The following is an 11,999-nucleotide window of genomic DNA, read 5'->3' on the forward strand; positions in this document are numbered from 1 at the left end:
TCCTTAGGCGGTTGCGTGACGCTCGAGGTACTCGGCACCCACATTCTCGCGCTCCCAGCCGCGCACGACCTTGTAGCCCACGGGGCTCAGGAAGACCTCGCACAGCAGCTCGGCAACAGCGCCGGTCAGCGAGCACATAAGAACCTGCACCCAGGTCCAACCAAAGAACGTGTGGCTCACCACAATGGCAAAGACCAAGTTGTCGATAAACTGGCCAACACCCGTGGACACATAAGAGCGGAAGGCAAAGCTCGCAAAGTTATTCTTTTTGAGCATACGACCGAGCGACTGGTTGAGTGTGGAGTTAACCACGGCAGAAACGAGCATTGCCAGCGAAGAGCCCAGCACCACGTACCAGGTGCCGCCGATGGTGGCGTTAAGGGCGGTGTTGACCTCGATCATACCCGTGTCGTAGTAGGCGCCCCACATGCCGGGCGTGAGCGAGCATGCCCAAAAGCACAGACTCACGGCCAGATTGACCAGCAGCGCGAGGATAGAGATTTTGATGGATGCCTTGGCGCCAAAGCGCTTGCAGATCATGTCCTGGCACAAAAACGAAACCCAGCTCACCACAAAGCCGCAATCGAGTGCCAGATACGGCAGGCTGATAAGCTCTTTGTTGGCCAGCAGGTTCATCATGATGACACTCACGAAAAACAGCGAAACCGTTGCCGCGGGAATGCTCCGCAACAGGACCTTGTAGTCCTCCATGACCTTCTTGATCATTATGTACTCCTTTGGTTTTAGGTTTAACGAGCAGGATATCGGACCCGAACTGCTCGGACGTCACGGGCTTGAGACGACAATGGGTATAATAGCCGCTCACACGGCATCAGGCAAGCAAACGACGCGGCAGCCCCACAGGGCCACCGCGCCGATGCATTAAAAGGCTACGTTGCCAAACTCCGACAGGATAAGATCGGGGTTGTGATCGGTTGCCCAATCCACGTTCCACGGGCTCGTGAACAGCAGCAGCTTACCGCCGCGCATGTCCTCGACGCGCAGCGTGTCACGCGTGAGCGAAAGGCCCGGGATATCAATGGTATCGGGGTCGTTCTGAATCCAGCGGATGTCCGTATAGGGCAGCGGCTGGCGACGGACCTCAACACGATACTCGGCCTTGAGGCGGCGCTCGAGTACCTCAAACTGCAGCACACCGACCACGCCCACGATGACGCTCTCCATGCCGGCACCCAGCTCGCGGAAGATCTGGATGGCACCCTCCTGGGCAAGCTCCTCCATACCCTTGACGAACTGCTTGCGCTTGAGCGTGTCGACCTGCGTAATGCGAGCGAACATCTCGGGGGCAAACGTCGGGATCTGCGGATACTGCACGTGGCGCTTGCCGGAGCACACGGTGTCGCCGATGCTAAAGATACCCGGGTCGAACAGGCCCACGATATCGCCCGCGTACGCCTCGTCCACGATGGCGCGGTCATCGGCCATCATCGACGTGCCCGTGGCAAGCTTGAGCTTGCGGTTGCCCTGCACGTGGAAGGCGTCCATGCCACGCTCGAACTTGCCCGAGCAAATGCGCACAAAGGCGATGCGGTCGCGGTGGTTCTTGTCCATATTGGCCTGGATCTTAAACACAAAGCCGCTAAAGTCATCGCGGCAGGGATCGACCGGTTCGCTGGTGAGCGTATCGGTATAGGCGCGCGGCGTCGGGGCCAGACGCAGGAACTCCTTGAGGAAGGGCTCCACGCCAAAGTTGGTGAGCGCCGAGCCAAAGAACGCCGGGCTCAGCTTGCCGCAGGCCACGGCATCCAAGTCGAGCTCGTCGCCGGCGCCATCGAGCAGCTCGATGTCGTCCATCAGGTTCTTATGGTTCTCTTCGCCAATAAGCTCGTCCATGGAAGGATCGCCCAGCTCGGCCTCGACCTCGGCGACCTTCTTGGTGGCGTTGGCGTGGCCGTCGCCCTCAAAGGCGATAACGCGACGGGTCTGACGGTCGAACACGCCGCGGAAGTTGCGGCCGCTGCCGATCGGCCAGTTCATGGGATACGTATTGATACCCAGGACGTTCTCGATCTCTTCCATGAGCTCAAACGGATCGCGAGCCTCGTGGTCGAGCTTATTCACAAAGGTGAAGATGGGAATATGGCGCAGCGTACAGACCTTAAAGAGCTTTTTGGTCTGGGCCTCGACGCCCTTAGCGCCGTCGATGACCATGACTGCGGCGTCGGCGGCCATAAGGGTACGGTAGGTATCCTCCGAGAAGTCCTGGTGGCCGGGGGTATCGAGGATGTTGACGCAGGCGCCATTATAGGTGAACTGCAGCACCGAGGAGGTAACGGAAATGCCGCGCTCCTTCTCGATGTCCATCCAGTCCGAGACGGCGTGCTTGGCCGAGCTCTTGCCCTTGACCGAACCGGCAGTCTGGATGCTGCCGGTATAGAGCAGCAGCTTCTCGGTAAGCGTGGTCTTACCGGCGTCCGGGTGGCTGATGATCGCGAATGTGCGGCGCGACGAGATTTCATCCGACAGGCTTGCCATGCGGATCCTTTCTTGCATTGAGTGCATTACGTCGTTGTAACCGCATTATTGTAGCCGCGAAATCCCGATCTAGGGCGCCTATCAGGACAAATTCATCAGTCAAGGCCCGGGCAGCCGGCCCAATCCGAATTTGTCTCTTGCGTAACTGTGCATAGTGTATATATACTGTGCTTACCGGTTATATACACGTGTAGCCCAACAGCTAAGGAGCCGCTGTGGACATCATCCTATCCAATTCGAGCGATAAGCCTATCTACGAACAGATATCCTCGCAGGTCAAAGCTCAGATCCTTTCGGGCACGCTCGCTGCGGGAGCCAAACTCCCCAGCATCCGCGCACTCGCGAGCGACTTGGGTGTGAGCGTCATCACCACCAAGCGCGCCTACGCCGACCTGGAGCAGCTCGGGTTTATCTGCACCGTGCAGGGCAAGGGCTGTTTTGTCGCCGAGGGCAACCAGGAGCTCTTGCGCGAAAACCAGCTCTGCCATATCGAAGAGCTGCTTGCGAAAGCGGCGAACCAAGCCGAAGCCTTGGGCGTCACGCGCGACAAGCTGCACGAGATGCTCGACCTCGTAGCCCCCGAAACCATGCAGTAGCCATCTGCAAGAAAGGCTATACCATGCAAAATTTGCTAGAACTCAAAGGCGTATCGCGCCGCGTGAGCGACCGTTTTTCGTTGCGCGACGTCACGCTTGCTGTGGAGCCCGGCCAAATTGTCGGCTTTGTGGGAGCAAACGGTGCCGGCAAGACAACGACGATTCGAGCCGCACTCGGGCTTATAAAGCTCGATGCCGGCGAGGTACACCTGTTTGGGCAGCGCTATGGCGCCGACACGCCCGATGAATCGCAAAGCCATCTGCGCTCCCGCGTCGGTCTTGTCCTGGACACATGCCCCTTCCCCTCCACGCTCAAGGTGGGCCAGATCGAGAGGCTCGTAGGCCCGGCATACCCCACGTGGGGCTGCGAAACGTTCGCCGGATTCATCGACCGATTTGGCCTCGATCCCAAGACAAAGGTCAAGGACCTCTCCCGCGGCATGGGCATGAAGCTGCAGCTCGCCTGTGCGCTCAGCCACAATGCCAAGCTGCTCGTTTTGGACGAAGCCACCGCAGGCCTTGATCCCATGGCGCGCGAGGAACTGCTCGACGAGTTGCTTACCTTTGTCGCCGACGGCCAGCACAGCGTGCTGCTCTCGAGCCACATTACATCCGACCTCGATCGCACTGCTGACCGCGTCATCTGCATCGATAACGGCTCGATTGTGTTTGACCTGCCGCGCGAGGACATTACTGACCGTGCTGGCATCGCTCACTGCACTCAGGCACAGACCGCCGAGCTCATGGCTTGCGTCGAAGGCGCCCGTGCCGCCCACCACGCCTATAGCGTGGACGTGCTCGTGCCCAACCGTCGCGATGTGCTCGAGGCCTTCCCCGAGATTCCCTGCGACCGGGCAACCATTGATGACTATCTTCGCCTCATGCTGAAAGGGGCTTCGAAATGAAACGCGCCTTTATGTCTGAGCTCGCCATCGTCCGCACGCTTGTCCCGAGCATCGCGGGTGTCGGTCTGTTCATATTCGTCGTGTTGACCCTCGCCAACGCATCGGACGGTGACTCTGGCATGAGTGCCGGCGCCTGCGCGGTCAGTGCCATGTCACCCATCATGGTCATGAGCTCGCTGGCCGGCTTCGACAATCAAAACGGATGGGAGCGTTATCGGGCAACGCTGCCCCTCTCGCGCAAAGACATCATCTGCGCACGCTACCTGAGCATCATTGCCTTCTCGGCCGTTATGACCTGCGCCGCCGCGCTTTTGAGCATCGTCTCCATCCCGCTCTTCGATCACACGGGCATTCTCGCCCTTCCGTTCTTCGATCACACGGGCATGCCCTCGACGGGACAGGTTGTCTTTGAGACCACAATAGCCTCCACCGCATCGATGCTCATCTCCCTCATGATGGTGTTTTTGGCACAGCCGCTGTTCTTTCGATTTGGACATATGGAGGCGCTGCGCCTTTCCGTCGGCCTGTTTGCCCTGCTCGGGTGCCTTGCCATGGCAGCGCTGAGCTCCTCCAACCCCATCAGCAACTGGCTTATGTCGATTGCCGGGGCGAATCCCGATCCCGCCGTCCTCGGCTGCCTGTGTACAGGAATCGCGGTATTGGCCCTCGTGCTATGTGCACTTAGCTGCATCGTCAGCACCAAGGTCTACCGGGCACGCGACCTGTAGGCAAGCGGATCTCAGCCCACGCAGGCCACAATCGGTCGCAATCGCCCATCCGTAAATCCGTGACAAATGGCATGTCCCCGGCCCGTGCGCAACGTTCTATAATCAAAGCGTCACGGGCCTCGGCCCAATTTCGATCATCCAAGGGAATGTCTTTTTGGTCATTGTTCTTTAGGGAACGGTCAATCGCATAGAACCACGAAAAACGGCCGTCTTGCGGCCGTGGTTTGTTGCGCCGTTCCGTCTCCATCATCTGCCACATATGCACCTGATAGAAAAGAACAATGAACTCTGCGAAATCTCAATCCTTCCCAAAAGCCACCAGCTTCGACACGGCACTCGTACGCTCTAAGATTATGGGGCCGAACCCCCTCAAACTCTGCGAAGAGCTCCTTTGCGATGCGAGCATTCCCCGCGGCGCCCGTGTCTGCGACCTTGGGTCGGGCACCGGCATTACCAGCGCCCTGCTCGCCCGCGAATACGGGTTTGACACCTGCGCCGTCGATCTGTGGAGCGACCCCGTCGAGAACCGCGCGTTCTTCGATTCGCTCGGCATTCCCCGCAACACTATTCACCCTGTTAAGGCGGACGCCTCACAGGGTCTACCGTTTGAGCACGGCTATTTTGATGCGGTCGTGAGCATCGACTCGTACAACTACTACGGTCGCGACCCGCACTATCTGGGCGAGCGCCTACTCCCCTACGTAAAGCAAGGCGGGATGCTCTACGTAAGCATCCCCGGCATGGTTCGCGACTGCCACGACAACCTGCCCGCCTGCCTGCTCAAATCCTGGACATCCGAGCAGCTCGACTATATGCACGACATAGCCTGGTGGCGCGCCATGATCGAGCCGACCCCCGGCGTCGAGATTGTCTCGATGCACCCTATGCTCTGCACGGACGAAGCGTGGAAAGACTGGCTCGCCTGCGACAACGAGTACGCAGCAGGCGACCGCGCTGCCGTTGAAGCCGGCGCGCTCGAATACCTCAACACCATCGCCATTGTGCTGAGGAAGCTCTAAACAATAGCCGCGCGAGCCATAAACAAACGGCCTCGCGCGGCTTCTTTAAAACGAGTTCTGAACAAACACAAAGCGCAATACGCTACTTGCGCAGCGGCTTGGGCAGCGGAATGCCGGCGGCGATAACGGCGGCGATGATCATGCAGACGATACCCTTGAGCGGGAAGCACATGAGCAGCAGGCCCACGACCATGACGGGCTGACGCATGACCGCGCCCATCGTCGATGCCGTGCAGACGGCGACGCAAAAGACCGGATCGGCACCGGTGAGGATGGCAAGGCCGTAGCCCAAGCTTACGCCCGAGAAGATAACCGGGAAGAAGTGGCCGCCGCGCCAACCAAGGTTGATGAGGGCGGGTGTCAGCATGGCCTTAACAAGACCGGTCGCGATAAGCACGCCGGCGGGGATGGTCAGATAGGTCTCCATAAGCACGTCGGCTTGGGTCTCGCCGGCAAACATGGTGTAGGGCAAAACCGTGCCGCAGATAGCGAGGGTCAGACCAGCCAGCATTGCCTTGACGACAGGGCGCTCCCCTATGGCATGGGACAGTGCCTCGCTTGCATGCTCAGAGACAAAGTATAGCCAGCCGCAGATTGTTCCGATCAGCGACAGAGGAATGAGCCAGACAAGTTCCAGGTTGCCCACCTCGGCGGACTCGAACCTGGGCATGCCCATGCCGCCGCCCACAAGCTGGCCAAGCAGCAGGTAGGTGCCCAGACCGCCGGCAATCGCAATGCCGTAGACCACGGTCTTTTGCGCCTTGGGAAGCTTGATCGTGATCTCGTCGGATGCGGGGTCCTCGTCGCCGTCGGCGCCACCGGCAAGCGGCGCCACAAAGCCAAAGACGGGCGCGGTAAAGAGCGCCGTCAGGGCAGCCTGGGTGCCCAGCAGCGTGAGCTCCCTAAACTCGGCGCCAAAGCGACGCATGCGGTCGCCGACCCAGCTGCACAGACCCGCGATAACGCCGGTCAGGCCGGCCTCCGGTCCAATACTTCCGCCAAACAGCAGCGGCAGCAATGCCGCGAGCGAAAGCTTGCCCAGATTGTCATACGGGTAGCGTCCGTCTTGTTTGACCTTGGCCATCACCTGGTTAAGGTCGTCGGTCTTGGTGCCCGTAATCTTTTCGTACAGACCGATCAGCAGGCCGCCCAGTAAGCAGACGAAAAACGGGTACGGCAGAAAGCCAAACGGGCCGCTGGCAAGCTCGGGCGAGGCGACGCCCAGCATATGCGGGACCTCGGTCCACAAATAATCAATGCCGTGCTCCATCGCGAAAAAGAACAGCCAGACCGCGGCGCCTGCGAACGCACCGGTCACGGCAACGCTAACTAAAAACAGCGCACGGTTTTTCGGTTTTGCAAGGTTATCCATCGGGGCCTCCCGTGGTCAAAGTCGGCATAGATACGTTTTATTGTAGAGCGAGCGTTGCCCGAACGAGCCAACCGTCTGCGCTGCAAACGGCACCATTGGGCGTCATAGTGGGGCAGGCTCAAGACTTATCCGTTGATAATCGAGGCAATCTCGCGCAAATCGTCGGCAAAGTAGATGCCCTGCTGGCGCTGCGGGCTCGACAGGCCCTTATCGATCATGTGCCTGAGCAGGGCTTTGAGGTCGTTGTAGTACCCATCCAGGTTGTACAGGATGCACGGCGCATCGAGATGTCCCAACGACACGGCGGACATGACCTCGGCAATCTCCTCGAGCGTACCCGTCCCACCGGGAAAGGCAATGAACGCGTCGCCGAGCTCGATCATCTTGGCCTTACGCTCGGCCATGTCACTCGTCACGATGAGGTCATCGATACCGTCGTGTTGAAACTCGGCCTCGATAAAAAAGCTCGGTTCAACACCCGTCACGTGTCCGCCAGCATCGAGCACGCTATCGGCAAGCGCGCCCATCAGGCCCGACTTGGAGCCGCCGTATACCAGCGCGTGCCCGTTGGAGCCAATCCAGTTGCCCAGCTCTTGCACCGCAGGCAGAAACGCCGGGTCGCTACCAACGCTGGCGCCCAGGTATACCGTGATATTCATATTCAGTCCCCCTCATCGTGACGCGCAGCGCCCGTTCTAGCGTTGGCGTCGGCGATATTCGCGCACACGGCGCGATAGGTCGGCAAGCTCGTCACGATCGAGCTCTTCCAAATGCTCAAGATCGTCCATAAAGCGCGCCATGGTGTCCTTTTGGCGCATCTTGATGAGCGTATTGCAGTAGTTCACCGCCACGCCCGTGAGCATGGCAATGTAGAAGATGCTGATGACGCTCAGGACGACGGTAATAGCGCGGGCGACCGGCGTTTCGGCCGGGATATCGCCAAAGCCGATGGTCGAGACCGTCTCAAAGCTAAACCAGAGACCATCGCCAAACGTAAGGGTCGTGGGCTCGGACAGCCAGACAGCCGTCGAGCACAGCAGATAGAAGATAAGGAACAGGCCCGTGATGCGCGCAAAGCCAGCCTGGCGCAAAACATCGGCAAGCGTCCTCAACTTGTTCATCGCGACCCCTTTTCCCAGACGCCCAATCACGTTTGCTCGGTATTGTCCCACAACCGACAGCTAGGGACGTTCCTTTTGTGCCGGCAGAAAGGGACTGTTCCCCAACTGCCGGGCGGAACCGTTTAGCGGCTCAGCTGCCGACTAAGCATGCTGAGCTGGTATCCTTATGCGAAACTATCTCAACTCGATAGGATTTCATGTGAAACCTTCCGCCGTCCTTCGCTTAGCCCTACGCCGCACCCTGGCCGTCGCGCTTGCCGCACTCGCCATACTGAGCACCATCATGCCCGCCCCCGCCTTTGCCACCGACTCCGACCAGCAGGTCAAGACGGTCCGCGTTGGTTGGCTCGTCAACAACAAAGGCTTCCAGGAGGGCACGCCGGGCGAGCGCCTCTCGGGATGGGGCTACGAGTACCTCCAGACCCTCTCGTATTACACAAAGGGCTGGCAATACGAATACGTCAGCGGCACCTTCTCCGAGCTTATGGACATGCTCGAGGCAGGCGAAATCGACCTCATGCCCAACATCTCGTATTCGGCAGAACGCGAGCAGAAGCTGCTCTTTTCCTCGAACCCCGAGGGCACCGAGCGCTACTACATCTACGCCAGGCCCGACCGCGACGACCTGGCCAAGGGTGACCCCCGAGCGCTCCAAGGCCTCACCATCGGCTGCAGCCCTGGCGTTATGCAAACTATCGTCGGCCAGCAGTGGCTCGCCGACGAAGGCATCACCTGCACCTATAAAGAAATCGACACCGGCAGTGCCCTCTTTGAGGCGCTTGCAGACGGCGAGGTCGACGCCGTCATCATGAACGACACCATTTCGTCGCCCGATGCGTCACCCATGTTCTACGTAGGCTCGAGCGACTACTATTTTGCCGTTCCCAAAAGCCGCCCTGATCTGATGAACGACATCAACGCCGCCATGACGACCATCGCTCGCGATAACCCGCGCTATAACGAGGAAGTCAAATCGAGTTACTCGACCCAAAACAGTGGCTCGTCATCGCTCACCGGCACCGAGACCACCTGGCTCAAAGAAAACGGCGATACCATCACGCTCGGCTATCTTAAAAACCAACTTCCCTACTGTACGCAAAATGACGACGGCGAGATGGAAGGGTCGCTCGCCTCGCTTGCAACGACGTTGCACGACAAGTTTGGCATTACGGTCAAAACAATCGCACTCTCGAACAACAAGCAAATGATCAAAGCCCTTTCCAACGGAACCATCGATGTCGCCCTGCCGTTGTTTCGCGACTACTGGCTCGCCGAGCAGACAGGGGTCATCCAGTCAAACTCGATGGGAACGGTTTCGCTGACCGCCATTCACAGTGGCAAAAGCCTGAACAGAGACCTTAAGAACATCGCTTGTACAAAGAGCACAATCGTTAACCGTTTTGAGCTCGAAAGTCTCTTTCCGAACGCAACGGTAACCGAGTATTCGAATGACGGCGAGGTGCTCAAAGCCCTCAATGAGGGGAAGGCACGTTGCATCATTGTCCCCAGCACGCGCCTGGAAACTCTCCGCGACATCTACGACATCGAGGATTTCGAAACACAGGAACTCACCAACACGGCGCAACTATCGTGTTTAATTTCGCGCGGCAAGCCCGAGCTGCTGGGAATCATCAATAAGGGCATCGTCAATGCAGGTGAATCGCTCTCTGCAAACAGCTATTTCCCCACATCGTACTCGGCGCAAGAATCGGATGCGTTCCGACTTCTCTACCGCAACCGCATCGTCATTGCGGCAGTTGTCATCTGCATTTTGCTCACCGGCATCGCCATCCTTGTCTGGTCGCTTTACCGCGCACAGGAGGAACGGCAGAAAGCCGATGCCGCCAACGCCGCCAAAACCGCTTTCCTCACGCGCATGAGCCACGACATCCGCACGCCGCTCAACGGCATCCTGGGCCTTATCGAGATCGAGGAATTGAAGGAAGGCGATATCCAGGTCGCCCGCGAGAGCCGTGCCAAGGCGCGTGTTGCCGCCAATCACCTGCTCTCGCTAATCAACGATATCCTCGAGATGGGCAAAATCGAAGACCACAAGCTAACACTGGAACATGCGCCTTTTAACCTCAAAGAGCTCTGTGACGATGCGCTGGTGCTGTGCAAGCTCCGCGCGTCCGGTAGCGGCATCACAATGCAGGACAATAGCCTGCCGTACGCCACGGGGCCATACATGATCGGCAGTCCCACCCATATCCGACGTATCATAATCAACCTGCTAGACAACAGCATTAAGTACAACAGGCACGGCGGCTCCGTCACCTTTAGCTCACAGACCAAGCCACTCGATAACGGGCGCGCGCTCTTTTGCTTTAGCGTTTCGGATACCGGCATTGGCATGGCTCCCGAGTTTTTAAAGCATATCTATGAACCGTTTGCCCAGGAAGGTGACGATGCACGCAGCAAATTCCAGGGAACCGGCATGGGCATGCCAATCGTCAAATCGCTCATCGACATGATGGGCGGCACGATTGAGATTTCGAGTGAAGTTGGCGTGGGAAGTACGTTTAACGTCCAGATTCCGCTCGAGATCGACAAGAACCCTCAGGCAAAAGAACGTACGGACGAGCAGGCATACAGTTGCTCGCTTGCCGACATGAACGTTCTTTTGGCAGAAGATAACGAGCTCAATGCCGAGATTGCCCAGGCTCTGCTCGAAAGCGAGGGCATCGTCGTAACTCGCGCCGCCGACGGCAACGAAGCGGTCGACCTATACGTTGGCCGTCCCGCGGGTAGCTTCGATGCGATTCTAATGGACATCATGATGCCGGGCATGGACGGCTACGAGGCAACCCGCGCGATCCGCCTGAGCGAAAAGGCCGATGCGGCCGACATCCCCATCATCGCGCTCACCGCCAACGCCTTTGCCGAAGACGCCAAGGCGGCGCACGACGCCGGCATGAACGCCCATCTGCCCAAACCGCTCGACTTTAACAAGCTCAAAAACATACTCGCCTGTATCAAGAAAAACGGGGCTGTTTCGCTATAGTTTGTGCTCAACCACCATGCGCAGTAGAAAGGAAGCCAACGATGTTTAGGCCCTTACGTCGAAAGAAACGCGCCATCACCGACGAGGAAGCACGCGAGTTGCTCGCCGCCTGTAAGCGCGGCGTCTTTGCCGTCAACGGCGACGATGGCTACCCCTATGCCATTCCCGTCAACTACTTCTTCGACGCCGAGCACGACAAGATTTATTTCCATGGCGCCAAGGCCGGCCACAAGGTCGACGCACTCAAGCGCGATGACAAGATCTGCTTTACCGTTTACGGCAACGAGTGGTACAAGGACGGCGACTGGGCTCCCTACGTTATGAGTACCGTTGTCTTTGGTCGTTGTCGCCTGGTAGATGAAGCGCCCGCGTTTATCGAGGACAAAGTCCGCCAGCTCGCGCTTAAGTACTACCCTTCCGCCGAAGAAGTCGAGGAGGAAATCGCCAAAGACATCAAGGGCGTCCAACTCTACGAGATTACGATTGAGCATCTTTGCGGTAAGCAGATTCACGAAAAGTAAGCCCCTCAGCAAGCCTCATCAATAGCAATATGGCCCGGTTCCAACCAACCTTGGAACCGGGCCATATGCTTATGAAGCGTCGGCGGCTATGTGCGCAAGCGCCTCAACGATGTTAGCGCCGGGCGATTTTAGCCGCTAATAGTCAAACTATTTTGACCAATCCCGGTCACCGAATAATGGCCACCGTGCCTCCCCGCCGCCACTACGCTGGTGGTGCCAACACGCCGGCGTTAGGAG

At 58.5% G+C, this 11,999-nt stretch carries 11 protein-coding genes; 6 read left to right on the forward strand and 5 right to left on the reverse strand.

Features of this window, described 5'->3' with window-relative positions:
* Nucleotides 1–3 precede the first annotated feature (3 nt).
* Nucleotides 4–726, reverse strand: coding sequence for a VUT family protein (locus tag AAAX59_RS06060; RefSeq protein WP_226812554.1), 723 nt, complete (start codon nt 724–726; stop codon nt 4–6).
* Nucleotides 727–882: 156 nt separating this feature from the next.
* On the reverse strand, nt 883–2,496 hold the full coding sequence (locus tag AAAX59_RS06065) for a peptide chain release factor 3 (RefSeq protein WP_055286676.1): 1,614 nt from the start codon (nt 2,494–2,496) through the stop codon (nt 883–885).
* Between the two features lie 215 nt (nt 2,497–2,711).
* On the opposite strand from AAAX59_RS06065, the gene AAAX59_RS06070 reads away from it, so the two are divergent.
* The 4 genes from AAAX59_RS06070 to AAAX59_RS06085 all read left to right on the forward strand — a co-directional run bounded on the left by AAAX59_RS06070 (nt 2,712) and on the right by AAAX59_RS06085 (nt 5,744).
* Nucleotides 2,712–3,092, forward strand: a complete 381-nt coding sequence (locus AAAX59_RS06070; RefSeq protein WP_349071113.1) for a GntR family transcriptional regulator — start codon at nt 2,712–2,714, stop codon at nt 3,090–3,092.
* Between the two features lie 23 nt (nt 3,093–3,115).
* Nucleotides 3,116–3,997 (forward strand): ABC transporter ATP-binding protein, encoded by an 882-nt coding sequence (locus AAAX59_RS06075; RefSeq protein WP_349071114.1) that lies wholly within the window; start codon nt 3,116–3,118, stop codon nt 3,995–3,997.
* Nucleotides 3,994–4,725, forward strand: coding sequence for an ABC-2 transporter permease (locus AAAX59_RS06080; protein WP_349071115.1), 732 nt, complete (start codon nt 3,994–3,996; stop codon nt 4,723–4,725). Before AAAX59_RS06075 ends, AAAX59_RS06080 begins: the two co-directional genes overlap by 4 nt.
* A gap of 281 nt (nt 4,726–5,006) precedes the next feature.
* Nucleotides 5,007–5,744: a class I SAM-dependent methyltransferase gene (locus AAAX59_RS06085; RefSeq protein ID WP_349071117.1), complete on the forward strand. Its 738-nt coding sequence runs from the start codon at nt 5,007–5,009 to the stop codon at nt 5,742–5,744.
* Nucleotides 5,745–5,826: 82 nt separating this feature from the next.
* Here the strand turns inward: AAAX59_RS06085 and AAAX59_RS06090 are convergent, their stop codons facing one another.
* The 3 genes from AAAX59_RS06090 to AAAX59_RS06100 all read right to left on the reverse strand — a co-directional run bounded on the left by AAAX59_RS06090 (nt 5,827) and on the right by AAAX59_RS06100 (nt 8,237).
* Nucleotides 5,827–7,116 (reverse strand): chloride channel protein, encoded by a 1,290-nt coding sequence (locus tag AAAX59_RS06090; RefSeq protein ID WP_349071118.1) that lies wholly within the window; start codon nt 7,114–7,116, stop codon nt 5,827–5,829.
* 125 nt (nt 7,117–7,241) lie between these two features.
* Nucleotides 7,242–7,775 (reverse strand): TIGR00730 family Rossman fold protein, encoded by a 534-nt coding sequence (locus AAAX59_RS06095; RefSeq protein ID WP_349071120.1) that lies wholly within the window; start codon nt 7,773–7,775, stop codon nt 7,242–7,244.
* Nucleotides 7,776–7,811: 36 nt separating this feature from the next.
* Nucleotides 7,812–8,237 carry a potassium channel family protein gene (locus tag AAAX59_RS06100; RefSeq protein WP_035136976.1) on the reverse strand — a complete coding sequence of 142 codons (426 nt, stop codon included), beginning with the start codon at nt 8,235–8,237 and terminating at the stop codon, nt 7,812–7,814.
* A 199-nt stretch (nt 8,238–8,436) separates the two neighbouring features.
* Between AAAX59_RS06100 and AAAX59_RS06105 the strand changes: the two genes are divergently transcribed.
* A complete protein-coding gene (locus tag AAAX59_RS06105) occupies nt 8,437–11,241 on the forward strand; it encodes a transporter substrate-binding domain-containing protein (RefSeq protein WP_349071121.1) in 2,805 nt (934 codons plus the stop codon).
* A 41-nt stretch (nt 11,242–11,282) separates the two neighbouring features.
* Nucleotides 11,283–11,762, forward strand: coding sequence for a pyridoxamine 5'-phosphate oxidase family protein (locus AAAX59_RS06110; protein WP_349071122.1), 480 nt, complete (start codon nt 11,283–11,285; stop codon nt 11,760–11,762).
* The last annotated feature ends 237 nt before the right edge of the window (nt 11,763–11,999 follow it).

It is taken from the genome of Collinsella sp. CLA-ER-H2 (genome assembly GCF_040092405.1).
GTDB lineage: Bacteria > Actinomycetota > Coriobacteriia > Coriobacteriales > Coriobacteriaceae > Collinsella.